A 26901-nucleotide genomic window follows, 5' to 3' on the forward strand; every position below is an offset into this window, starting at 1 on the left:
TCAAGCGGGTACTACGTCGGGGCGAACAGCGGTGAGCTTGTCCGCGAGAGAGCCGAGCAACGCCTCGCGGTGCTCGACGAGGAAGAAATGGCCACCGGGCAGCAGCTCGGTGGAGCGCAGTCCCGGCAGGACATCGCGCCAGGCCTCGAGCTGGGTGGTCGCCACCTGGCGGTCGTCGCGCCCGCCGAACAGGTGGGCCGGGCACGATGGCGCGGCGGCGGGCGCGAATCGGTAGTCGTCGAAGATCTCGAAGTCGCTGCGCAGCGCGGGCAGGAACAGCGCCATCACCTCGGGCGTATCGCGCACTTCCGGCGGAATGCCGCCGTAATGGCCGACCGCGGCGATGAATTCGTGATCCGGAAGGCCCGACAGACGTCCCGGCCGGGGCAGATGTGGCGCCGCCACGCCGCCGAGGAACAGCGCCCGCGGTTCGACCCCGGCTGGCAGCCCGCGCGCGACCTCGTAGGCGGTCAGCGCGCCGAGGCTGTGGCCGAAGAAGGCGAACGGCAGATCGGTCAGCGGAAGGACCTGCGCCAGCGAGGCGTCGACCAGATCGGTGAAGCGGCGGATCGGCGTCTGCGCCAGATGCCGTTGCCGGGCGGGCAGCTCGATGGTGCAGAGCTCGACCCAGTCGGGCAGCTGGCGCCGCCACGGAGTGTAGGCGGCGGCTTTGCCGCCCGCGAACGGCCAGCAGAACAAGCGCAGGCTCGGCGTACCCGCGGTCCGGCGGTGGATGGTCAGCACACCCGTGTTGCCTGAGGGCGGCGTCGCTCGCGCTGGTTCGGCTGTGGCTCGCGCTGGTTGTGTGTCCGTCTGCGTAACCGTTACTGGAAGCGCGGGCGCCGCAGCAGTTTTCGCTTGTTCGTCCGGGCTGTTGGCCTCGATCGGAAGAGCACGCAGATCGCCCACCGTGGCGATCCGGGTCACCGGCGCGCCCAGCGTCGCGAAGAACTTCGACAGCGGCGCCGACGGACCGATCTCGTACCGGCGGGCGCCGGAGCGCAGCAGTGCCCGCATGTTGTCGGTCCAGCGCACCGGGGCGGAGATCTGACGGACCAGATGCTCGGCAAGGGTCTCGGGCCGGTGGAACTCTCCGGTGTAGTTCGAGGTCACCGCCACCGCGCGGTCGGCGCGCGTGCGGGGGGCGCAGGCGGCGAGATGCTCGGCGAACTCGGCCTCGATGCCCCGCATCCACCGGGAATGGAACGGCGCGCTCACCCGCAGCGGGACGAATCGCAGGTCCGGAAGACGTTCGGCGAGAACCGCGCGGGCGGCGGCGACGGCGGCGCCGCCGCCACTGATGACGAGCTGATCGGTCGAATTGTCGTTGGCCACTTCCGCGCCCGCCGTGGCCACCAGCTCGGCCACCTCGGAGCCGGCGATGTCGGGCAGGATCAGCGCAGCCATCGCGCCCTCGCCCTCCGGTACCGCGCGCTGCATCAGCGCTCCGCGGGTACGCACCAGCCGCACCCCGTCGGCGAGCTCGAAGACGCCCGCCGCGACGAGCGCGGCGTACTCCCCGAGACTGTGCCCACCGAAGGCGACCGGCCGCACACCGTATTCGGCCACCAGCACCCGGTAAGCGGCGATCTCCATGGTCAGCACGCACGGCTGGGTGTACTCCGTGCGGTGCAGCCGCGGATCGCGCTCGGCGCAGATCCGCAGCAGATCCTCACCCACCGCGGCACTTGCTTCGGCGAAGGTGTCTCGCGCGAGCGGGAACTCGGCGCAGAAGTCCGCGCCCATCCCGGTCCGCTGGGCGCCCTGCCCGGGGAAAACGATGGTGCACTCGGCATGGGCGGTCAGGCCCGGCGGCGGCAGCGGAGCGTGACCACGGAGGGCCCCGCCCGTGCCGGAAGAAGACGCAGCATGGGCGGTCAGGCCCGGAGGCGGCAGCGGAGCGTGACCACGGAGTGCCCCGCCCATGCCGGAAGAAGGATCAGCGCTCATCGCAGCACGTCCGCGGTCGAGTCGGCGGTGCGGGGCGCGGGGAGGTAGCCGATCTCGGCGCAGTGCTCCAGGTAGACCCGCACCAGGTCCTCCGTCGGCGGGCAGTCGATGCCCGCCGCGCCCAGGACCCGCCGGGTGTAGGCGCAGTCGGCGTAGGAGCTCTCCTCGTAGTGGATGGTGCCGAAAAGCTCGATGCCGTACTTGAACATCTCCAGGGTCTGGCTGTCGTAGACCTCGTCGGTGCCGAGCCGGTAGATCTGCCGGTCGGTGGCCCTGCGGTGGAATTCCTCCAGCGGCACCAGACTCACCTCGTATCCGGCGCGCTGCACGTAGCGGACCACGTCGTAGTAGCGGCGGATGTCCGGGTTGGTCAGGTGGTAGGTCTCCCGGTAGGTGGGCCGGCGCACGGCGATGTGCACGATCGCGGCGCTGACGTAGTCGACCGGGCTGATGTCCCAGTGCACCGGCGTCAGCATCGTCTCGCCGGTCTCGATCATCGTCTTGAGGATGTCGTAGTACGCGCCTTTGACGCTGACCTCGGAGAACGGATACCGGCCGGTGCGGCTGTCGCCCATGATGTTGCCCGGCCGCACGATGTCCCAGAGCAGTCCGCGCTCGCTCGCCGCCCGGATCAGCTTCTCGGACTCGTACTTCGTCTGCTGATAGGGCAGATGGTCGTAGCCCTGACCCAGTTCCAGATCGCGCTCGGTGAACGGCGGGTTGTTGAAATTGAGCCGATCGCCGAGCACGCTGAAGCTCGACACGTACACCAGGTACTTGCCGCGCGAGCGCAGCGCGAATTCCACCGCGCGCCGGGTGCCTTCGACGTTGATCGGGGCGAGCGCGTCGTAGAAGGTGACCAGCGTGGTGCGGCCCGCGGCGTGGATGGTCAGGTCGACGTCGTCGGCGAGGCGGCGCCAGGTTGCCTCGTCCAGACCCAGACGTTCGCTGGAGACGTCGCCGAGCACCGTCCTCACCCGCTGCGCGAACGCCTCGTCGAGGGTGCCGTCCGGATCGTAGGTGCCGAGGAAGTGCTTGATCCTGCGTTCGGCCGCGTCCACCGTTTTGCCGCGCACCAGGCAGGTCACCCGCACGTCGGTATCGGAGAGCAGGTCGTGCAGCAGTTTGCCGCCCAGCACGCCGGTCACGCCGGTGATGAAGACCGAGCGCACCGGAATCGGGGCGTCCATGGTCACGGGCGGGATGTGCTGCTGTGTTCCGGCGGCGGGAGCGGTTTCGGTGGCGCGCGGGGCGTCGGCCTGCCCACCTCCGGTGATGATGCCCTCGGCCACAAGGTATTCCGACAGCGACGCGATGGTCGGGTACAGCTCGGTCGATTCCGCCGGGATCTTGACGTCGTAGTGCTTCATCAGCCGGTTGAGCATCCGGACGGTGGCCACGGAGTCGAATCCGAAGTCGGCGAACTCCGCGTCGAGGTCGAGTTCTTCGGGATCGGTCTTGGTGAGATCGGCGAAGATATCGCGGATCTGTTCGCTGAGCTCATCGCGCAGTGCGGTGTCGAAACCGTCGCTCGCTGGTTCGGCGGTGACCGGACGCGGCGCGGTGATCCCGGTCGGTTCGACGATCCCAGCCGGTTCGGTGTGCCCATTCGATGCGGTGACCGCAGCCGGGTCAGTGACCCCAGCCGGTTCAGTGATCATGCTCGGCGTGGTGGCCGTACCTGGTTCGGCACGTTCGGGGGCGGTCGGATCGGCACCCAGGATGTCTTGGGTCGCAGTGCCATTCGTGGAGTGACCGTTGCGTCGCCCGGCATCGGAGGAGTCGGTCTCGTGCGCGACCACCGCCTTCGCGACCAGCTGCGGGGCCGGGTGACTGCGTCGGCGGTAGTCCTCGGGCACGATCCAGTACCTGCGCCGCGCGAACGGGTAGCCGGGCACGCTCACGATCCGGCCGAACGGCCGCTCGTAGGCCTGTTCCCAGTCCACGGTCCATCCGCCCGCCCACAGCTCGGCGACACGCGGCAGATTCCCCGAACGCAACAGCGCGCGGACTTCCGCGCGCTCGGCGTCCGACTCGCCGGGCAGCTCGTCGAGCTCGCGGTGGGTGCGGGCGACGCCGCGGAAGATCAGCATGCCTTCGGCAGGCGCGGGCGTGCCCGACGCCGCCGCGCTGTAGAGCAATTCCACGAGTTCGGCTGTGGAGGCGGCCACCACAGCGAGCCGATGTTGGAACGCGGTGCGGCCGACGGCCAGCGTCCACGCCACGTCCGGCAGCGGAACGGGATGCTCGCGCAGCCGCCGGGCCATGCGGGTGGCCAGTTCGGTCAGCCGGTCGGCGTCGCGGGCCGACAGCACGACGAGTCTGGGCTGCCCGTCCTCGGGAGTCGATGCGATCGGCTCGGCGTCGGCGAGGATGACGTGGGCGTTCGAGCCACCCGCGCCGAATGAGCTGACGGCGGTGATGCGGGGCTGCCCGTCGTCGGGGCGCGGCCAAGCCGTGGGCTGGTCGATGATCCGGAACGGTGTGGCCGCGAAGTCGATCCCCGGGTTCGGCGGATCGCTGTGCAAGTTCGGCGCCATGGTGTCGTGCCGCAATTGCAGTAGCGCTTTCACCACGCCCGCGGCACCCGCGGCGGCCTCCAGGTGCCCGACACTGGACTTCGCCGAACCGATGCCGCAGTAACCGCGTTCGGTCGTTGCGCGGCGATAGGCCTTGGTCAGCGCCGCGATCTCGATGGGATCTCCCAGCGCGGTGCCGGTGCCGTGCGCCTCTACGTAGCCGATGTCGCCCGCGTTGACGCGCGCGGCGGTGAGCGCCCGGCCGATCAGGTCGGCTTGGGCCGCGGGATTGGGCACCGTGAAGCCGTTGGTGCGTCCGCCGTGATTGATCGCGCTACCCCGGATGACGCCGTAGACGCGGTCGCCGTCGGCGCGCGCATGCCGCAACGGTTTGAGTACCAGGGTGACCACACCCTCACCCGGCACATAGCCGTCGCCGCCCGCGCCGAACGACCGGCAGCGTCCGTCGGTGGAGGCCCAGCGCCCATAGCCGAGCAACAGGTACTTCCCGGGATGGATCGACACGTTGACCCCGCCCGCCAGCGCATATGCCGACTCGCCGCGGCGCAGGCTCGCACACGCCAGGTGCAGCGCGGTCAGCGATGCCGAGCACGCCGTATCCACCGCCAGGCTGGGACCGCTGAAACCGAGGTGATACGAAACCCGGTTCGCCACCGCGAAATACCCCGAGATCGGCACGCCGACGAAGGCCTGGTACTCGGCATAGCCCACACCGGCGAACACTCCGGCATCGAGCAGCCCCCGGGACGCGGCGCTGGCGCGCACGCGATCCGGCGTGTAGCCCGCGTCTTCCAGTGCCGCCCAGGATGTTTCGAGGAACAAGCGCTGCTGCGGGTCCATCTCCTCGGCGTCCTTGGGCGTGATGCCGAAGAAACGGGCGTCGAATTTGTCGACGTCGTCGAGGAACCCGCCCCAGCGCGCGTAGGTGGTGCCCGGCTCGTCGGGATCGTCGGAGAGGTATTCGCTGTGGTCCCATCGCTGCGGCGGAACCTCGACGATGCAGTCGCGTCCCGCGACCAGGTTTGCCCAGAACTCCTCGATGTCGCCCGCCATCGGGAACCGCCCCGCCATACCGATGACGGCGATGTCGTCGTCGGAATCGTCGGTGGTGGGCCGCTGGGCGGACGTGGTCGCCGAAGCGGGCGCCGGTTCGAGTCCCATGCGCTGGGCTGCCACCGAACGGTCCGGACCCGGCTCCCCGTGTGAATGGCCAGTATCCGCCGGGCCGTTGGCCACCACACGCGTCAGGTGCGGTGCGCTGTGGGACGCACCCCCGCCTGCGGGTTCGGCGGCCATCATGTGCGCTGGGACCGGTGCGCTGTGCAACGCCGGGGCTGCCGGATCGGCGGGCACTGCGTGGCCCAGGTTCGGTGCGGTGTGGGCCACGGCGCTGTGTGCTGAGCCCGCCATGACGTGGGTTGGGGCCGGTGCGCTGGTGAACGTCGCCACGGAGGCGGGGCCGGAGGTCAGCGCGGCCAGTCGTGGCGCGTGCTCGTCAGCGAGGTAGCCCGCGAGGTCTCGCACTGTCTGGTACTCGAAGAACAGGGTGCTCGGCAGCGGCCCGAAGTCGGTTATCAGCCGGTCGTTCATCTTGCTGATCAGCACCGAGTCGATGCCGTAGTCCTGCAACGGAATACGGGTCCGGATCCGCTCCGGGGCCAGTCGGCAGTACTCGGCGAGCAGACCCTTCAGGTAGGTCTCCGCGTTGCGCCACAGCGGTGCGGCCTCCGTGTGTGGCGTCGCAGCCAGGGGCGGTGCGGACTGGGCGTCTGGTGGCGTGACGACACCGTCAGGTGCAGCGACGACTCGAGCCGCGAGTGTTGCTCGGTTCGGGGCACGATCGGGAACGGCTGCATCCTGGCTTGCTATGGGGGGAGTCGCAGGCGCGGGGACAGTCGGCGCGTCGGCGGTGTTGGACACTGCGACTTCCTCTGCTGCCGTAACTGTTCGGGGCGCTACCTGCACTGTTGAAGACGCTTGCGGGAGGCTGGTTGCCTGTGTGGACGAAGGCGCACTGCTCTCGTCCGGCACCCAGCACCGTTCACGGTCGAACTCGTAGCCGGGCAGGTGGATACGACGCGCCGCCGGGTCGCTCCAGCCCGCGTATTCGACGTGCGCGCCCTCGACCCACTGCCGTGCCGCCGCCACCGGATCATCCAGCACCGCCGCGCCGCCGCGATCGGTCACGCCGTCGGTAACGCCGGTGAAAACGCCTGCGGGACGGTCGCCTTCGGCGAACGCGGCAAGCCGGGCGGCGATGGCGTCCACGGAGTCCGCGACGATCGCGAGCCGATGCTCGAATCCGGTGCGCCCCTGCGCGAGCGTCCGCGCGATGTCCGCGGGCACCAGGTCCGGATTCGCGGCCAGATGCCTGCGCAGTGTCCGCGCCATCCGGGTCAGGCTCGTCGCGCTGCGTGCGGAGAGCACGATCAGCTGTGGACCGCCTGGCACGTGCGGCCGGATTGCGTCGGCGATCGGGGCGGCATCGACCACCAGGTGCGCATTGGTGCCGCTGAAACCGAAGGAACTGATCGCGGCGCGGCGCGGCCCGCTCCACTCACGCAGTGCGGTGTTGACGAAGAACGGTGACTCGTCCAGGCCGAGCAGCGGGTTCACCGAGGCGACGTGCAGCGAGGGCGGCATCTGTCCGGCGCGCATGGCCAGCAGCACCTTGAACAGGCTCGCCATCCCGGCCGCGTGCGAGGCGTGCCCGATGTTCGATTTCACCGAGCCCACCGGTATGGCGGCGACCGCGTCGGTGTAGTGGCGGAAGGCCGCGGTGAGCGCTTCGATCTCGATCGGGTCGCCCAATCGTGTTCCCGTGCCGTGGGTTTCGACATACCCGATGGTGGAGGGGTCGATACCGCCCTCGCGATAGACCGCGAGTTCGAGTTCGGTCTGCGAGCGCATACTCGGCGCGGTGATGCCGTTGGTGCGGCCGTCGTGGTTCACTCCGATGCCGCGGATCACGCCGTGAATCGGGTCGCCGTCGCGTTCGGCGGCGGCCAGCGGTTTGAGCACCACCACCCCGGCACCCTCGGCGATGACGAAACCGTCGGCGTCGGCATCGAAGCTCGCGCACCGGCCGTGCGCCGACAGCATGCCCATCGAGGAGGCCAGCAGGTGGTATTCGGGTGTCACGAACACCGCGACACCACCGGCGAGCGCGAGCTCGGATTCGCCCGAGGCGAGGCTGCGGCAGGCTTGGTGCAGCGCGACCAGCGCCGAGGAGCACGCGGTGTCCAGCCCGAGGCACGGACCGGTGAGATCCAGATGGTAGGCCACCCGGGCAGGCAGGATAGCCGGGCTGTTGCCGGTGAACATGTGATGCGAGCCGACCGTGCCGCGGTTGCGCAGCAGGGTCGCGTAGTCCGATCCGGGCGACCCGGCGAACACGCCGCATCGTTTGCGCCGCAACGACTTCGGGTCGATGGCGGCGTCCTCCAGCGCGAGCCAGCTGTGTTCGAGGAATAATCGCTGCTGCGGGTCCATGTAGTCGGCCTCGGCAGGCACCAGGTCGAAGAACGCCGGATCGAACTGCTCGACGCCGTCGAGGAACCCGCCCCACTTGGAGTAGGTCTTGCCCGGTGTCGCCGGTCCCGGCCGGAAGTAGTCGGCGACGGGCCAGCGAGAAGCCGGTACTTCGGTCACGGAGTCGTGTCCGGCGGCGAGGTTGCGCCAGAACTCGGCGAGATTCGCTGCGCCCGGGAACTTGCCGGACATGCCGATGATGGCAATGTCCATGGATGCTGACCTTTCGCTCGGCCCCTCGGTCGGCGCGCCGACGGTCTGGGCGCTGGATGCCGAAGACATTCGGCTGCGGGCACTGTCGGTCGGTTGAGTCGTCGGTGTGCTGGTCGCCGTCGCGCCGATTTCGGCCATACGCCTACTGAGCAGCCGCACGGAGGGATGGTCGAACACCACTGTCGGGCGCAGCGCCAAGCCGTATCGGGCGTTGACGCGGTCGATGATCTTCACCGCCAGGATCGAATCGACGCCGTACTCCGACAGCGGCAGCTCGGCGCGCACCTCGGAGCGCGCGACGCCGAGTCCGTCGGCGACGAGGCCGATGAGCTCGGCTTCCAGCGCCGAGACAGCAGCAGACGATGCGGTCGCTGCCGCCGTCCGCGCGGGTTCCGAGCCGATGCGCTCTACCTCGAGCGACGAGTTGTCGGCGAACTGCATGGACGCGCTGACCGCGGCGGTCCGTTCCGATTCCAGGCCGATGCGTGGGGCTCCCGGTGCCGGGGTGTGGGGGGTCTGCGTGGATGCGCTGACCGAGGAGGTTTGCGCCGGTTCCGGGACGACATCGGGTTCGGGCCGAACGTCGGCGGGCGCGGTGGCGCTGACGGCGGCCAGCAGCCGGAAGCTCGGTTCCGGGTCCTCGGACAGGCCGGGACCCCATGCTCGGACTCCGGAGAATCCCGCGGCGCTCAGGGCGGCGCGCCACTGCTGTTCGGACAGCAACGGGGAGTGCGGGATTCGCGCTGCGGGATCGCGGTAGGCGTGCCAGCCTTCCAGCAGGCCGAAGGTCAGTGCGAGTACCTCCAGATCGGTGGTCGCCTCGGTGAACGCCAGGACGCCGCCTGGTGCCAGCAGCCGTCGCGCGTTCCGCAGTGCCGCGTCGATCGACCGCGTGGCGTGCAGGACGTTGGCGCACAGCACCAGGTCGGCGTCGCCCGCGGGGAATCCTTGCGCGACCGGGTCGGTCTCGATATCCACCACGGCGAAACGCAGGTTCGGGTGGGTGCCGAAGGTGCGTCGTCCGTGCGCGACGAAACTGTGCGAGACATCGGTGTAGTGGTACTCGTAGGCGATCCCACGGTCGGCCAGCGCGGCGAGCACCGCGTGCGTGGATCCACCTGTGCCCGCGCCGATCTCGACAATCCGCAAGGGACGCGCGGCCCCGCGCTGCTGCGCGAGGGCCGACACCAGCTCGGCGAGCAGGCCGTTGGTGAAATCGTAGGCGGCGTTGCCGCGATAGATCGCGCCGACCAGCTCCAAGTCGCCACCGGGGAACAACACCTCCGTGGCGGACAGCTCCCCGCGCAGCACGCGGGGATACGCGGCCAGGCAGGCGTCGAGCAGCGTCACATACGCCTCGGTTTCCGGGAAGCGCGCGAGCAGGTCGGCGCGCATGCCGCTCGTGCCGGGCGGCGGGCCGGGCACGACGATGGTGCCCTGCTGCGACCGGACGAGCCCGTGCCGCACCAGGATGTCCACACAGCTGGTGCGCAACCGCGCGAATTCGGGTCGCACGCCCAGCGCCGCGTCCAGCGCCTCGGCGGTCCACTCCCCTGGCGTGAGACCCATCCCGGCGAGCGTGGCGAACAGCAGCATCGCCGCGTAGCGGCCGAGCTCGGGCTTGCCGGGCTCCACGATGCCCGCGGGCCGGGTCGCCGTCTCGAACTGTGCCACCGCGGCGTCGAACCCGGAGCGCGACGGCGTGATGATCCAGTACTCCGTGCGGTCGAACGGATAGCCGGGCAACGGGATTCGCCGTTCCGGGCCGCCGCGTTCACGCCAGTCGATGTCGGCGCCCGCGACCCACTGGCGGGCCACGTCCTGATCGCTCGCCGGTGGACCGAACAGCGGACGGGTCTGCGCGTCCACTGTGCCGGTCACCACCGGACCCAGCTGATCGGTGCGGAACTGGTCGAGCGCGTCGGCCACCGCGACCGGCGACGACGCGACCACCGCCATCCGGTGCGCGAGCGCGGGCCTGCCCACCTGCAAAGTGCGCACCGCGTCGGCGAAATCGGCGGGGTCGAGGGCGCGGAAGTGCCGGGCCATGATCTCGGCGTAGCGGCGCAGCTGGGCTGCGGTGCGTGCCGACAGCACGAAGATCTCCGGCCCACCCGGCGCCCTGGACCGTGCTCGGTCATCGACGAATTCGGCGAGCACCACATGTGCGTTGGCGCCGCCCGCACCGAACGCGCTGACGCCGGCATGCCGCGGTACGGTCACGCCGTCGACCGTGCGCCGCGGCCAGTCCTCCAGCTCGCGCGGCAGACGGAACGGCACAGAGTTGAACGCGATGACCGGATTGACTTGTGCCGCATGCAGTGTCGGCGCGATCCGGCCGTGCCGCATCTGCAGTAGCACGCGGGTCAGCCCCGCGACCCCAGCGGCCGCTTCCAGGTGGCCGATGTTCGATTTGGTCGAGCCGAGCGCGCGGGAGCGACCGGTTCCATCGGACCGGCCGAATGCCGCGGCCAGACCGGCGATTTCGATCGGATCGCCGAGCGGAGTTCCGGTGCCGTGCGCCTCCAGGTAGTCGATCACCGCCGGATCGACTCCCGCCGCACGCAGCGCCTCGGTGATCACCTCGGCCTGCGCGCCGGGGTGCGGCACGCTGTAACCGGAAGTCTGGCCGCCGTGATTGACGGCGCTGCCCAGGATCAGTCCGTGGATGGTGTCGCCGTCCGCGCGAGCGGCGGACAGCGGCTTCAGATACAGCGCGCCGACGCCTTCACCCGGGACGTAGCCGTCGGCGCTCGCGGCGAACGGCCTGCACCGGCCGCTGTCGGACATCATGCCGAGGCTGCTCAGCAGCAGGAACTTGTCCTCGTGCAGCAGCAGATTCACTCCGCCGACGATCGCGGCGTCGCATTCGCCATCCAGCATGCTGCGCCGCGCCAAGTGCAGGGCGGTCAGCGAGGCCGAGCAGGCGGTGTCCACGGTGAGACTCGGTCCGCGCAGGCCGAGGGTGTAGGAGGTGCGGTTGGCGATCGATGACGGAATCGAGGCCACCGCGACCGGATCGCCGTCACGGGTGGCCGCCACCCCCAGCAGTCGGTAGTCGCTCCAGGTGGCGCCGACGAATACACCGACGCGCCGATCCCGCACGGTGGGATCGGTGTGGTGGTAGCCCGCATGCTCCAGCGCGGCATACGCCTGTTGCAGGAACAACCGCTCCTGCGGATCCATCAGTGGCGCCTGCACGGGGGGAATGCGGAAGAACTGGGGGTCGAAACCGCCTACGTCGTGCAGGAAGCCGCCGGTCATCGGCGGCGCGCCAGGGGTGTCTCGTGCGGCGGTGAGCCACCAGCGTTCCGCGGGGACAGGACCGACCGCGTCGTGGCCGTCGCGCAAATTGCGCCAGAACTCGTCGAGGTCGTCGGCGTCCGGGTAGCGTCCGCTGACACCGACGATCGCGATCGGCTCCTCGACGCCGACCGGCCTGGCCGGAGCAAGTCGCTCGCCGACGGTCACCGGCTCGGCGGTGCTTGCCTGCGAGCCGGCTGGACGCAGCCGGGCACGCACGACTTCGGGGTCGCCCCAGACCGCGGCGAGTTGGGCGCGGTCCAGTGCGCCGCACGACAGCAGCAGGTCGAGCCCGGTCGTGGTGGGCAGCAGTCCGATCCCGGCCCGCCGCAGCGCGGCGATCTGCTCGGCGGGCGGATGCATGCCGCCCTCGGCCCACAGCGGCCAATTGATGCTGACCGTCCTGGTTCCGGCCTGGTCACGCTGTTCGGCGAAGACGTCGAGATAGCGGTTTGCCGCCGCGTAGTCCGCCTGCCCCGGATTCCCGAGAACCGCGGACACTGAGGAGAACAACACCGTCAGCCGGGCCTCCGGCAGCGCGCGGGTCAGGTGCCGCACGCCGTGCACCTTCGGCGCCAGGACCGAAGCCGCTTCGTCGCGGCCGGTGCCGGACACCAGCCCGTCGCGCAGCTGTCCCGCACCGTGGTAGAGCACGTCGACCGGCCCGAACGTGGCATGGGCGATCGCGGCGACGCGCTCGGCGTCCTCGGCGATCGACACGTCGGCTCGCACATGCACCGCTTCGGCGCCGAGGTCGTTGAGTTCGGCGAGCAGACCAGCGCCTGCCGCGTCGAGCGGGCGCCGCGACACGAGCACCAGACGCGCGCCGTAGTCGGTGGCGAGTCGGCGCGCCAGATGCCGGGCGATGCCGCCGAACCCGCCGGTCACCACGACGACCGATCCGGCCCGCAGCACCGCATCGCCAGCAGTGCCCGCGGAGTCCGCACGCAGGCTGGGCAGCCGGATCTCGCGTCGTCCGCCGCGATAGCGGATCTCGGTGCCCGGGTCGCGTTCCGCCACACCCAGTTCGGCGGCCACGATGTCATCGATCGCCGCCGTCGGCTCGCACTGCACGGCGCGCAGGATCGGCTGCGGCTGCTCCAGCCGCAGCGTGCGCGCGAAACCACCCAGAAGAGCACAGCTCAGCTCACCCGCGGGTGTCGCGCGCGTGACAGCGAGCACCAGCCGCACCGGCGGTTCCGATACCCCGGCTGTCGCACGCACGAGATCGCGCAGAGGCAAGTACACCCGCTCGATCAATCCCCGCGGGTCACCGTCGCCGATCGACTCGGGCCATAGATACAGCGCGGCGTCGAAGCGCAGCCCCCGGGCTGTCAGCTGCTCGACCAGCAGGCCCATATGCCGTGCGTCTGCCGGATCGACAACGAAATCGCTTGCACCGGTCTCGAATTCGCTACCGGGTCGCACCCTGATCACGGTGGCGGACCCGGCGTGGCGGTAGGGGTGGTCGGGCGTGTCGAAGACGAGCAGGCTGGTGGGTTCGCGGCGAGAATGTGCGGTGGTGTCGGTTTCCCAGTCGAAACCGAAGGTGACCAGTTCGTCCCCGGGCGCGGTCGGGTATTGCGCCGCTGCGGCGGATGCCGCGGGGCCGCCTGTTCCCGACGATGCGAATGGCGTGCGTGGTTTCGCAATCGGCGCGGTCGCTCGCGACGCCGAACGGAATTCAGCTGATCCGGTCGTCGGGGTGGCTGCCTGTGGTACGGGACCGGTGCCGGTTGACCCTGCTGTCGGCGCGGCCGCCTGCGGCGCGAGACCCGGGCCGGTCGATCCTGCGGCCGGGGCGGCCGCCTGCGGCGTGATACCGAGTTCCGTTGACACTGTCGTCCGAACGGCCGCTTGCGGAGTCGAACCGAGTTCCATTGATGCCGTGGCTGATTCAGGCGCGGCAGTACCTGGGCCGGATGGGGGCGCGGGCGTTGCCGTGGCCGCGGAGGGCCGATACTTCGCGCCGACCGTGTCGGCGAGGTGACCGGCGAGCGCCTCGATGGTCTGGTACTCGAACAGCAGCGTCGGATACAGCGGCTCGCCGACCCGCCCTTCCAGTTCGGCGGTCAGACGCAGCAGGCGCCCGGAATCCAGGCCGAGTTCATAGAACCCCACGTCGGTGGCGACACCGGAAGCATCGGCACCCAGTTCGGCCGCGACCAGAGCAGCCAGGTCGGCGGTGATCAGTGCCCGTGGGTCGTCCACCGACGCGGCCAGTGCCGGACTGGTAGCCGACGGACCATATTGGGCGGCGGCTGCCGGGCTGGTAACCGCCGGATCGTATTGCGCAGCGGGTGCCGGGTTGGTGGCCTTCGGATCGTATTGCGCGGTCGTTGGGCTGGCAGACGCGGGACCGTGCGATTCCGGCTGTTGCGGCGCAGCCACCTCCGTCGGTGTCAGCAACCGGTGGATATCCGCGCTGCCGCGCACACGCTTGGAGGTCAGCCGATAGCGCACCACCGGCGACCCATCCGGGGCGTAAAGTGCCACGTCGGCTTCTAGCAGGTCGCCGCCGTGCCCGCCGCCGCGAACCGACGCCCGCACGAAGACCTCCTCCGGCGTTGCCCGCCAGGCGTGCACGTCGCCGAAGTAGATCGGGATGAACGCGCTGTCGTCGTCGGCACCCAACCGTTGCGGATCGACGAACGGCACGATCGTCGAGGCGTCCAGGAACGTGGGATGCAGCAGAAAGCCGGGCAGGTACGCGGCCGCCTCGGGGCTCAGTCCCATCGTCGCGGTGACGAGGTCGCCGGTGCGCGTGAAATGCCCGGTCGCGCGCATGAACTCGCGATGCTCGATGCCACGGCTACCGCTCTGCGCGTACAAATCGGCCATGCCGCGCGCCTGCGCCGACCCGACCGCGGTATCCGATGCCGGCGGCGCGACCAGCGAATCGGACCGCACCAGAACACATTCCGCGACCGCATCGACCGGCCCGTACGGCGCGCCCGCTCGGTCGAGTCGCTGCACGTCGATGGCGATCCGCCCGGTCGGGCGATCCACCCGGAACGCGATGCGCACCGCGCCGTCGTCGGGAAGGGCGACCGGACGCTGGAACAGCGCCTCCCGGATGGTCAGGTCGGCGGGCCGATAACCGGCCGCCATCGCCGCGCGCAGGATCATGTCGAGATACACCACGCCGGGCAGGATCCGCACGCCGTGCACGCGATGGTCGCGCACCACCGGGTCGTCGGCGTGCAGGGTGGTGGCGAAGCTGTCCAGATCGATCCCCCTCATCGCAGCGGCTCCACGCGCAGGAACGACGGCGCCGGGGCGCTCGGCGTCATCGGGACCACGAACCGTGGCGCGGGCTCCGTGGGTGTGCTCGGAACCGTTTTCGGCAGCATGAAGCTCCTCTTGCGGAAGACAGGTGGATCCAGGGGACGACGTGCCGGCCGATGCCCATCGGGCGCCTGCTCGACGACGAGGTGGGCATTGGTGCCGCCGAACCCGAACGAGCTGACGCCCGCGGCGCGGGGCCTGCCGTCGGCGGGCAGCCACGGGCGCAGTTCCCGGTTGACCTGTAGCGGCGAACCGGCGAACTGGAAGCGCGGATTGAGGTTGTCGCAGTGCAGCGACGGCGGCAGCGCCGCATGGTGCACGGCCAGGATCGTCTTGACGGCCCCGGCGATGCCCGCTGCGGAAAGCAGGTGGCCGATATTGGTTTTCACGCTGCCGACCGCGCACGGCTCCAAGCGGCCCGACCGGTCGCCAAGCACGGTGGCCAGCCCCTTCAATTCGATGGGGTCGCCGATCATGGTGCCGGTGCCGTGCGCCTCCAGGTAGGACAGTGCGTCCGGCGACATCCCCGCCACCTCGAGCGCCGCGGTGACCACCTCGATCTGCGCCCGCATGTTGGGTGTCGTGATGCCCATGGTGTGGCCGTCGTTGCCGATGGCCGAGCCGCGCAGCACCGCGTAGATCCGATCACCGTCGGCGAGCGCGTCGTCGAGCCGCTTGAGCAGTAGCAGCGCCGCACCCTCGCCCGGCACGAAACCGTCGGCGTCCTCGGAGAAGGTCGCGCACCTGCCGTTCGGCGAGAGCACACCCGCCGCCGAGAGCGTCACGAACGGCATCTCGTCGAGCAGCACCTCCACGCCACCAGCCAGCGCGGCGTCCACCTCGCCGGCGCGCAGCGCCTGGCAGGCCAGATGCACCGACAGCAGCGACGACGAGCACGCGCTGTCGAGCACGACATTGCCCGCGTGCCAGTCGAAGTAGTCGGAGATCCGGGCCGCGATGAAATTCTGGCCGATGCCGATGATGGTGTGCCGGTCGGCGACCGGAATCCGGTTGAAGTAGTTGGCCGCGCGGCTGCCCGCGTAGACGCCGACGCGTTTGCCCGCCAACTCCTCGCGGCGGTATCCGGCGTCGGAGGTGGCCAGCACGGACGTCTCGAGCAGCAGCCGCTGCAACGGATCCATCTGCCACGCCTGTTCGTCGCTGACCCCGAAGTACTGCGGGTCGAACAGATCCACACCGTCGACGAACCCGCCCCACTTGCTGTTGGTGCGCCCGGGGCCACCGGTCGGGCGATAGAACCGCGCGGGATCCCAGCGCGCCGGATCGACCTCGCGAATACCGGATCGTCCCGCGGCGAGCATGCGCCAGAACGAGTCCGGATCGTCGCCGCCCGGCAGGCGGCAGCCGATGCCGACCACGGCGATGGGTTCGGCTGCCCTGCCCCGCCGGGCGTCGGCGGACCAGGTGGTCGTCGCGCCACGCGGCGCCACCGGGTCGTGTCCTTGCGTGGTCGCGGCGCTCGGCGGCTGCGGGGAATCCGGTTGCGGGCCAGCGGCGAATCGTTCCGGGAACTGCTCGGTCAACAATCCCGCCAGCGCGTCCAAGGTCGGGAATTCAAGCACCAGCGCAGGGTCGAAGGGCTGACCCACGACCTGCTCGATCCGCCGCACGGCCGAGGCGATGAGCACCGAGTCCGCGCCGTACTCCTCGAACCGCTTGTCACCCTCGAACCGTGCCGGTTCGAGCTTCAACTCGTCGGAGAAGATCCGCAGCAGTTCCTGATACGCCTGCCCGGAGCCGTTCGGGACGGGGTGGGCAGCAGGTGTCGGCGCCACGGGCCGGACCTCTACGGTGGATTGGCTCGCCCTGGTCGAAAGATGCAGCGCCGCACCGTGATACGGCAGCACCACCGGAGTCCCCGGTAGTCCCAGCACGGCGTCGAGCAGGTCGAATCCTTCCGCGGCGGTCAGCGCTGGAAGGCCGGTGGCTCGGTAAGCCGCGCTCGTCACCTCACCGAACCCGGTGTCGCGGAACGACGGCCAGTTGATCGACCGGAACCAGGTCCGTCCCGCGGCATGCTGGGCCTCGGCGAACCGGTCCAGGTGCGCGTTCGCCATCGCGTAGTCCGACAGGCCCACCGCGAGACCGGGCAGCACCGCCGACACCGACGAGAACAACACGAAGAAGTCCGGACGGTCGGCGGCGAGTACGTCAGCGAGAACCGCGGTGCCCGCCAGCTTGGGCGCGAGCACCGTCGCGACGGCGGGGCCGGTTTTCCGGACGAACGCCGGACTTTCGGTCGATACGCTTCCCGCGCAGTGCAGCACGCCGCCGATCGGACCCAGCTCGCGCCGCACCTGGTCGAAGAATCCGGTCAAGGCCGCCTCGTCGGCGAGACCGCCGAAGTAGGTCCGCACCGCGACGCCGCGATCACGCAGCGCAACCAGCCGCCGCACCTTGTCCGCATCCGAACCAGAACCGCCTGCTGCCCACTCCCATTCCGTCTCGGGCGGAAGCGGTTCCCGTCCGAGGATGGCCAGGCGGCGCGCGCCGCGCTCGACCAGCGCCGCCGCGAACTCCGCACCCAAACCGCGCGTGCCGCCGGTCACCACATAGGTGCGCGCGGGATCGACGACGAGACCGTCGCGCGGGGTCGCGTCCGCGAATTCGACCGCCTCGCGCACCCCGCCGCGGTACCGCACGCGCGGTGCGCCGTCATCGGCCGCGCATTCCGCGCCGAGGATCTCCAGTATCCGAGCCGGGTCCGCGCACACCGCCTCGCGCTCGGCGACGAGATGGACGCCGCGCGTCCGCACGCCGCGGATCTCCTCGGCCAGCGCGGCGGCCAGGCCACCCAGCGGCGCCGATTCCGGACCGTCGGCGCCAGCGTGCCCCGCGGCGAGGTGAATGAGCGCGAGGGAGCCCGTCCGTGCCTCGATAATGCCCTGGTAGATGCCCATCCGTCCGAGGTCGCCGGTCGGTCGGCCGCCCGGGGCTCGGGCGAGGTCGCACAGATCGATCACGGAATCGGTATCGGGGTAGCGTGCCATCAATTCCCGGCCGAGCCGTGCGCCCGCATCGAAGTCGTCGCGGTCCAACCCACCCGGCGCCTGAACGACCCGGACCAGGCGTCCCGGATCACCGGCCGCGGCAGTCAGCGCCTCGACCAGCGGGTGCGGGGTTCTCGCGTCGTAGACGACGAGGGTGCGCCGAGAACGCAGATCACCGGCAGGCAGCGGGAGTTCCCGCCAAACCGGAACCAGTAGCCGCCGGTCCGCCCGAGCGAGCTGCCGCGCAGGTCCGGGCCGCTCGGCGGGCACAGGCTGCTGCACTGCCGCGGGCTGCCCTGTGCGAGCAGGCTGCGCCGTGGGTGTGGGCTGCGCCGTGGGTGTGGGCTGCTGTTCCCGAGCGGACTGCGCGGTCGGCGTGGGCTGTGGGATCGGCGTGGGCTGGTGCACCGACGCAGGCTGGTGCACTGACGCGGGCTGCGCAGACTGCCGCACCGATGTGGACTGCCCCGCGGGTGCAGACCAGTGCACTGGTGTGGAGTGCGCAGGTTGCGCCTGCACTGGCGTAGTCGGCGCGGCGTGCGTGAGCTGCGCCGGAGTGGATTCCGGCGCGGGCACGACATCCGGAATCCAGTACCGCTCACGGGCGAACGGGTAGGTCGGCGCGGGAATGCGCTGGCGCGACCCGGGATCGCGCACGGTGGTCCAGTCGATATCGCCGCCGCCGAGCCAGCGCGCGATCCGCGAGTCTTCGGCCGCGTCCCGGCAATCCCGCGCGCCGGGCGCGTCATCGATCCAGGCGCGAACGGCGGCGCGCAACTGGTCGATGTCACGGGCGACGAACGCGGCGCGCGCACGGCCCGGCTGCCTGCCGACCTGCATGGTGTAGGCCAGATCCGCGAGGTTCGGCTGTTGCCCGGCAAGGAAACGATCCAGTGCGGCAACGTAATCCACGAGCCGATCGGAGTCTCGCGCCGACACCGGAATTACCTGACCGCCGCTGAACCGGGTCTCCGGTCGCCGATCCACATACTCTTCGATCACCACGTTGGCGTTGGCGCCGCCCGCGCCGAACGAGCTGACCGTCGCCCGCCGCGGCCGGGACGGATCACCGGACGGCCACGGCCGCGGGCTGGTCGGGATCAGGAACGGTGTGGCCGCGAAGTCGATATTCGGATTGGGCGGCGTGGCGTGCAGCGACGGCACGATGGTCTCGTGGCGTAGCTGCAACAGCACCTTGGTCAACGCCGCGACACCGGCCGCGGCCTCGAGATGGCCGACATTGGACTTCACCGAACCGATCGGCAACTCGGCCACCCCGGCATCGCCGAAAACCTTGGCCAGACCCGCGATTTCGATGGGGTCACCCAGCGCCGTGCCGGTGCCGTGCGCCTCGATGTAGGACACCGAAGCCGGGTCGACGCCGCCGACGCGCAGCGCGGAGCGGATCACCGCCGCCTGCACGGCCGGGTTCGGCACCGTGAATCCGTTGACCCGGCCGCCGTGGTTCACCGCGGTGCCTTTGATGACGCCGTAGATGGTGTCGCCATCGGCTTCGGCGTCGGCCAGCGGCCGTAGCACCATCGCCCCGACACCCTCACCGGCCACGTATCCGTCCCCGCCCGCGCCGAAGGAACGGCAGCGGCCATCGGTGGAGGCGAACTGGCCCTGACTCAGGGCGACGAACTTGTACGGATGCAGCGACAGGTTGACCCCGCCGACCACGGCCAGCCGGCATTCGCCGGTGCGCAAGCTCTGGCAGGCCAGATGCAAGGCGGTGAGCGAGGACGAGCACGCCGTGTCCACCGCGATGCTCGGCCCCTGGAAATCGAGCGCGTGCGACACCCGGTTCGGGATGCTCCAGAACGTCGACCCGGGCAGCGTGCCGCGCCCGAGCCGCGACTCCTCGGCACCGAACATCTGGTAGGTGCCCCACATGACGCCGACGAACACACCGGCTTCCTCGGGCCGCAGACCGCCGCGGGCCAGGTCGGCGCGGGTGTGCCCGGCGTCTTCCAATGCCGCCCACGCGGTTTGCAGGAACAGCCGTTCCTGCGGGTCCAGCACTTCCGCCTCGCGCGGCGAGATGGCGAAGAACAGCGGATCGAAACAGTCGACGTCGTCGAGGAACCCGCCCCACTTGGTGTAGGAGGTGAACGGGTTGTGCCGATCCGGGACGAAGTACCGGGAATGATCCCAGCGCTCCAAGGGGATCTCGGTGATGCAGTCGCGTCCTTCGACCAGCACTCGCCAGTACTCGTCGAGTCCGTCCGCACCGGGGTAGCGGCCGCTGACACCCACGATCGCGATATCCCCTACCGCTTCGGCGCGGTGTCCGGAGCTCGAACCGGCCAACGCACTCGGTGCCATGTGGGCCGTCGGCGAGTCGGCCGATGCGCGTTCGGCGGCCACAGGGCGCTGCTGGTTCGGTGGCTCCGGCATTCGCTGCTGGCTTGCGTCGTCAACTAGTCCGCGGTGACCGGTCGCTCCATTCGTCGTGGGCGCGTCTCGGCGATGATCGGGCCCGCCGTTCGTCGCGAGTTCGTTCCCGCGATGGTTCGATGCACCGTTCGTCGCTGGCTGGTGCGCAGGTGTGGTCGACTCGTTGGATGTCGTATTCGTCCGGTCACCGAGTGCGTGGTCGGCGCCGTTCGCCGAGGTTCCGGCGCCGTGCACCGCGGGAGCGGGCGTCCGCGCCGCCGTGCGCAGAGGCGAATCGCCATGCACCTCGGTCGACGGCGGAGCGGACGCCCGTGTCGTCCCCAACTGCACCAGCAGATCGAGGACCGCCCGCGGTGTCGGGTACTCGAAGGCCAGCGTCGCGGGCAGGCGATGCCCGCTCGAGCGCGACAGCTCGTCGCGGATCTCGAGGGCCGCGACCGAGTCCAACCCGAGTTCGTGCAGCGGGCGATCGAGATCGGCGTCCGGACCCAGTCCGAGGCAGCGCCGCACCAGCGCCTCCATCTCGGCCGCGAGTCCGGGGAAATCTGCTGCGGTCGAAAGGCTTTCGATAGCGGCCGCCGGGGCGAGCGCGACCGTGTCCAACAGCACGTCCGGCGCGTCCGCACCAGCCGCGGGCGGTAAGAGCGGGAGGGTGGTGACCGCGCCCGCCACCGCGGCATCGAAGACGCGAGACAGCGTTTCGAGGGCCTGATCGGGGTGCAACAAGCCATAGCCGCGCTGGGCCAGCCGCTCCACCGCGCCGCTGGTCAGCCGCTCCATCATCCCGGCGCCCGCCCACGGACCCCACGCGATCGACAGCGCGGGCGCTCCCACCGCTCGCCGCAGCTCGGCCAGGCCGTCGAGGAAGGCGTTGGCGGCGCCGTAGCTGGACTGACCGGGCAAGCCGACCACGCCCGCGGCCGAGGAGAACAGCAGGAAGAACCGCAACGAGCGGGACGCGGTCAGCTCGTGCAGGTGCCAAGCGCCGAACGTCTTCGGCGCGAGCACCCGCCCGACGCGCGCCGCCGTCTGCTCGGCGATCACCCCGTCATCGAGCACACCGGCCAGATGCGCCACCCCGGCCAGCGGCGGCAGGTCGCGGTCGATCCAATCCAGCGTGGCGGCCACGGCGTCACGATCGGAAACGTCGAGCGACCGCACGCTGATCCGAGCTCCGCACCCGCGCAGTTCGGCGATGACCGACTCCGCCTGCTCGTCGGGTGCCGAACGTCCCGCGAGCACAAGCTCGCGCCAGCCTCGGTCGACCAACCAGCGGGCCACCAGTAGCCCCACACCACCCAGACCGCCGGTGATCAGCACCGTCCCACCGGCGCTCGGCATCGACGCGACCCCGCCGGGCAGCGCATCCAGCGGAACGAGTCGCGGCACACGCCAGCGTCCCCCGCGCAGCGCCAACTGCCGTGGGCCAGAGGGCGCGACGAAGGCGTCGACCACCGCGTCCGCCGCGGCCTGCCGATCCAGATCAATGACCCGACAGCCCATTTCGCGTTGCTCGAGCTGCGCGCTGCGAGCGAAGCCCCACAGCGCGGACTGCTCCGGCGCCACCCGATCGGACGGATCGACCCGCTGACCGTCACGCGTGAGCAGCCACACCGCGGGCTCCCCCGCGAGCGCGGCGGCTTGCACGAGGTGCAGCGCGCCCACCACCAGAGTTTCCGCATGGGCAGGCGCGGGTGCGTCAGCAGTCGGCAATGCGACCGCGGAGACGATCCCGCGCAACGGTGTGCGGCCGTCGCTCACGGCGCCGAGCAGCGCACGCACCGCCGCGGGCACACCGAGATCGACCTCGAACTCGTCCTCGGCGCGGAACGCGAAACCGCGCCCCGGCCGGGCCAGCACGCAGTCCGCGCCGCGCGCCCGCAGCGTCTCGGCGAGGCCGTCGGCGAAGTCACCCGTCCCGATGACCAACCAGCGTCCGGTCGCCGCGCCGGGCAGCGTCGATTCGGCGTCCCGCCAGTCGATTCGATAGGTGTCCGAGGCGGACCGATCGTGCGCGGTGTGACCGGACGGCCGCCGGGCCGGGTCCGGCGTGGATGTCCGCATCACTCGCAATCCCTCCGCGACCAGCACCGGATAGCCCTCCTCATCGAGCAGTCGAACATCGGCGACACACAGCTGTGGCGTCTGCTCGACGACGCGCACATGGCCGAATCGAACGGTGCCCGCACCGGCCGGGACGAGCACCCGGTCCACGGCGAACGGCACCCAGGTGTGGTCCCCGGCCCGCGGCGACATCGCCGCGTATGTGGCTTGGAACGCCGCGTCCAGCAGGACGGGGTGCACCATGCCGGGACCGGCGTCGGTGTCGGGATCCGACAGCGTCACCAGCGCTTCCCGCGCACCCACGCGAACATCCACGACGCGGCGGAACGCCGGGCCGTAGGGCAGGCCCGCGGTGGCCAGCAGCGCGTAGAAGTCCGCTCCGGCAAGGTGATCCGGACAGCGTCGGAGAATGTCCGCCCGGCTCGCACCGGCCGGAAGCCGGTGCTGCCCGGCGAGCACGCGGGCGCGTGCGTGGATGCGCGGTCCCTCCGCGGTCTCGGCCGTCACCAGTACGGCGAAACCGTCGGTGCCCGGTTCGAACCGCACCCGCACCGGTTGGGGTCCGGTCAGCGTGAGGCCGCTGGTGATCACGAGATCGTCGATCGCCACGACTGCACCGGCGCCCACCTCGCGCGCGGTGGCGGCGATGGTGGAAACGAACCAGGCGCCCGGCACGACGACATCCCGATCGACGACATGATCGGCCAGGTAGCGCGGGGCATCCGGTCCGAGCGTCAGATCGAAATCTACTGCCGCGCCCGGCACACCGGTCCGGACGGGAACGCCCGGTCGTGCGGGAGCGCTCGCCGCCGGACGCGCCACGGCATCGGACCGGGACTCGACCCAATACCGCTGCCGCTGGAAGGGATACGTCGGCGCAGGCACCCTCCGGCGGTCGTGCGGCCGGTGGACCTGCTCCCAGTTCACCGGCACGCCACCGACATACAGATGTGCGAGCGCCGTCATCATCGTCTCGCGGTCACCGCGGCCGCGGCGTAGCGACGCGACGAACCGCGCCGAGTCGCCCAGCACACGACCACCGAGCGTGGACAAGGTCGGCTGCGGACCGATTTCGAGGAACGTGTCGATCCCCAGTTCGGCCATGGCTTGCATGCCCTGGGCGAAACGCACCGGCTGGCGCGCGTGGCGAGCCCAGTAGTCCGGAGACAACTCGCCCGCCCGGAGCGGCGCACCGGTGAGGTTCGAGACCAGTGGGATCGCCGGGTCGGTGAAAGCCGCACGCGCCGCCGCCGCGGCGAGGTCATCAAGGATCGGGTCCATCGCCGAGGAATGGAACGCATGCGAGACCGTGAGCGGTGTTGCGCGAATTCCATTAGCGGACAAGTCGTCCCGGAGAAGATCGAGCGCGGAACGCGGTCCCGCGACGACCAGCTGGGCCGGTCCGTTGTATCCGGCGATCGATACCGCGGGCTCATACCGCGCCACCAGCGGCGCGATCTGGTCGGCGGAGGCGTCGACGGCCAGCATTCCGCCACCGTCCGGAAGGCGCTGCATCAGCCTGCCGCGCACGGCGATCAGCCGCAGCGCGTCGTCCATCGTCATGGCGCCCGCCGCGCAGGCGGCGACATACTCACCGACGCTGTGCCCGAGCACCGCGGCCGGGGTGACCCCCCACGCTCGCCACAGTTCCCATAGCGCCCACTCGACGGCGAACAGCGCGGGCTGGGTGAACACCGTGCGCCGCAACAGGTCTGCATCGTGGTCGCCGTACAACGCGTCCAAGAGGCCGACGCCGTCCTCGATCGGTCCCAGCACCGCGTCGCACTGTCGCAGCGCGTCACGGAAGACCGGTTCGGACTCGAACAACTCCCGCGCCATACCCGGGTACTGCGACCCCTGCCCGGTGAACAGCAACCCCACCTTCGCGGTCGCCGCCCGCTCCATCCGCCCGCGGATCGTCTTCGCGTCCCGCAGACGCTGCGCCGCGTCCGAACCGGTGTCGGCGACCACCGCCAGCCGCTCTTCGAAATGCGTGCGTGCGGTGGCGGCGGTGTAGGCGACGTCGCCGAAATCGGTGCTCTGCGATTCGATTTCGTCCGCCCACTGTCGCGCCGCGGCGGTCAGCGCGGCTTCGTTGCGGGCGGAGAGCACGAGCACCTGCGCATTCGGCGTACCGGGTTGCCGCAGGGGCGCCGGATCACCCTGCTCCAGGATGACGTGCGCGTTCGTGCCACTCATGCCGAACGAGCTGACACCTATCGTGGGGGCGTTTCCGCTGTGCGGCCACTCCCGGGCCTCGCGCACCACCTCGAGCGGCACGTCCGCCCAATCGATCAGCGGGTTCGGCGTGTGGAAGTGCAGGCTCGGCGGGATCCGGCCGTGCTGCAACATGAGCACGGCCTTGATGACGCCCGCGACACCCGCGGCCCCTTCGGTGTGCCCGATGTTGGTCTTGACCGACCCGATCAGCAGCGGCTGCGTGCGGCCCGCGCCGTACACCTCGGCCAACGCGGTCGCCTCGATCGGGTCGCCGAGCGGCGTGCCGGTGCCGTGCGTCTCGACGTAGTCCACCGCGTCCGGCTGGACGCCCGCCCGGGCCAGCGCGTCGGCGATAACACGTTGCTGGGCCGGACCGTTGGGCGCGGTCAAACCATTGGATCGTCCGTCGTGATTCACCGCGACCCCGCGGACCACCGCGAGCACCCGGTCACCATTGCGGCGGGCCTCCGACAGCCGGGTCACCACCAGCACGCCACAGCCGTCGGCGCGAACGTACCCGTTGGCGTCGGCGTCGAACGCCCGTGACCGGCCATCGGGCGACAGCGATGCGAGGCGGCAGAAACCGATGGTGGTCTCCGGTGCCAATTGCAGGTTGACGCCGCCCACCAGCGCCAGATCGCAACGACCCGTGCGCAATCCGTCCCAGGCGGACTGCAGCGCCACCAGCGACGAGGAACACGCCGTATCCAGCGTCACCGCCGGGCCCTGCAGCCCGAGCGCGTAGGCCAGCCGCCCGGCCGCGACGCTCGGCGCCGAACCGATCACCGAGTACGCGCCGATCGCGGCCGGATTCGGGGCTTGGGTGGGTGTTCCCGGATACTCGCTGAAGCACAGGCCGACGAACACGCCGGTGCGGCTGCCCGCCAGGCCGCCCGGTGCGCGGCCGGAGCGCTCCAGCGCCTCCCAGCTGGTCTCCAGCAGCAGGCGTTGCTGCGGATCCATCGCCCGCGCCTCGGCCGCGCCGATACCGAAGAAAGCCGGATCGAACTCGTCGGCGCCGTCGATGAACCCGCCCCAGCGGGTGTACATCGTGCCGAGCGCAGCAGGGTCCGGATCGTAATAAGCGTCGATGTCCCAGCGCTGCGGCGGCACTTCGGTGATCGCGTCGCGGCCTTGCCACAGCAGATCCCAGAATTCCTCCGGTGTACGGACGCCGCCGGGGAACCGGCAGCTCATGCCGACGATCACGATCGGGTCATCGTCAGTCCCGAGCCGGTCGCCATCGTCGGACGTGACCTCGGTGTGGACCGCGCGGCCGGTCGTGTCAGACGCGTAGTCGCGTTGCGGCGCTGAATTTTCCGCTCCGTACCACGCTGATGGTGTCGCCATCGCCGAGACGGATCCTTCCGCCGTGGCCGACATCGGCTTTTCCGTGGTGGCCGACATCGGTCGTTCCATGGCGGTCGACGCTCGTCGTTCCCGAGCAGCGGCGATCGATGGCTCCGGCGTGGTCCGCAGCGGGGTTTGCGCGCCAGCTGCCATCGGCGGTGCCGTAGCTGAGATCGGCGCTTCCGCCGCAGCCGACGCCTGTCGTTCCGACGCGGCTGAGATCAGCGATTCCGGCGTGGCCGACACCGGCGGCTCCAGCGTGACCGACAGCCTGTGTTCCGGCGTGACCGACACCGGCGGCTCCAGCAGGGCTGATACCGGTGGCTCCAGCAGGGCTGATACCGGTTCCAGCGCGCCCGGCTCGACCACCCGAACATCGCCCGGTCCAGTCGCCTCGTCGCCCCCGGTCGGCGCCGGTGCACCTTTGCGCTGCAAGAAACGAGCGATGTCGCGCACGGTCGGATAATCGAAAACGAGTCCGGCGGGCAGGGGCATCCCGATTTCGGCGGATAGCGCGGCCCGCAGCTCCATCCCGGTGAGCGAGTCGACGCCCGTGTCGTGCAGCGGCAGATCGGGATCGAGCTCGCTCGCACGATCGAGGACTCGCATTGCGACGCGCTGCACGATCGTCTCCCACGGGGCGGAATCATTTGGCGCTTGTGATTGCGGCACTGCCGTCGGCGTCGTTGAAACCTTGCGGGCAATGGCTGTCGCTGTAGCGGCCGCCGGGACCGCTGTCGGGACCGCCACGAGCCGACTCGAGCTCGCGTACCACCGCTGCGGCACGAACTCGAAGACGCCGGGTGTGGCGTTGTCCAGCCGAACGAGGTGATCCAGCGCCGTGTCCGCGTCGGTCGCATGCAGCGGCGGCAGCCCGCGCCGGGTGAGCCGGGCGGTGATATCCGATCGGTCGGCGGCCATGCCCACGTCGGCGAACGGCCCCCACGCGATGCTCAACGCGGGCAGTCCCTCGGCACGCCGCCGCCAAGCCAGCGCGTCCAACGCCGCGTTGGCCGCCGCGTAGTTCGCTT

3 protein-coding genes (1 of these 3 only partly in view) are annotated in these 26901 nt (G+C 70.5%); all 3 read right to left on the minus strand.

The genetic code is table 11. The features are described 5' to 3' along the window. Tightly spaced (each overlapping or abutting the next), the 3 genes in view from ACWPXK_RS28645 to ACWPXK_RS28655 form a layout consistent with a single transcriptional unit that may run on beyond the window. Complete coding sequence (locus tag ACWPXK_RS28645; RefSeq protein ID WP_454199281.1) at window positions 1-1950, minus strand: thioesterase domain-containing protein; 1950 nt, start codon at window positions 1948-1950, stop codon at window positions 1-3. Then, a complete protein-coding gene (locus ACWPXK_RS28650; protein WP_454199282.1) occupies window positions 1947-14780 on the minus strand; it encodes a thioester reductase domain-containing protein in 12834 nt (4277 codons plus the stop codon). The genes ACWPXK_RS28645 and ACWPXK_RS28650 overlap by 4 nt, the downstream gene beginning before the upstream one ends. Beyond that, on the minus strand, window positions 14777-26901 hold the 3' portion of the coding sequence (locus tag ACWPXK_RS28655; protein ID WP_454199283.1) for an SDR family NAD(P)-dependent oxidoreductase. 9679 nt of this gene lie beyond the right edge of the window; only the last 12125 of its 21804 coding nucleotides appear in the window; its start codon lies off the right edge, out of view; the stop codon is at window positions 14777-14779. The genes ACWPXK_RS28650 and ACWPXK_RS28655 overlap by 4 nt, the downstream gene beginning before the upstream one ends.

The sequence above is a fragment of the Nocardia sp. Marseille-Q1738 genome (assembly GCF_965283145.1).

Coding starts and splice junctions, on each gene's coding strand:
- ACWPXK_RS28645 (WP_454199281.1), bottom strand. CDS start 1,950: ATGAGCGCTGATCCTTCTTCCGGCATGGGCGGGGCACTCCGTGGTCAC.
- ACWPXK_RS28650 (WP_454199282.1), bottom strand. CDS start 14,780: ATGAGGGGGATCGATCTGGACAGCTTCGCCACCACCCTGCACGCCGAC.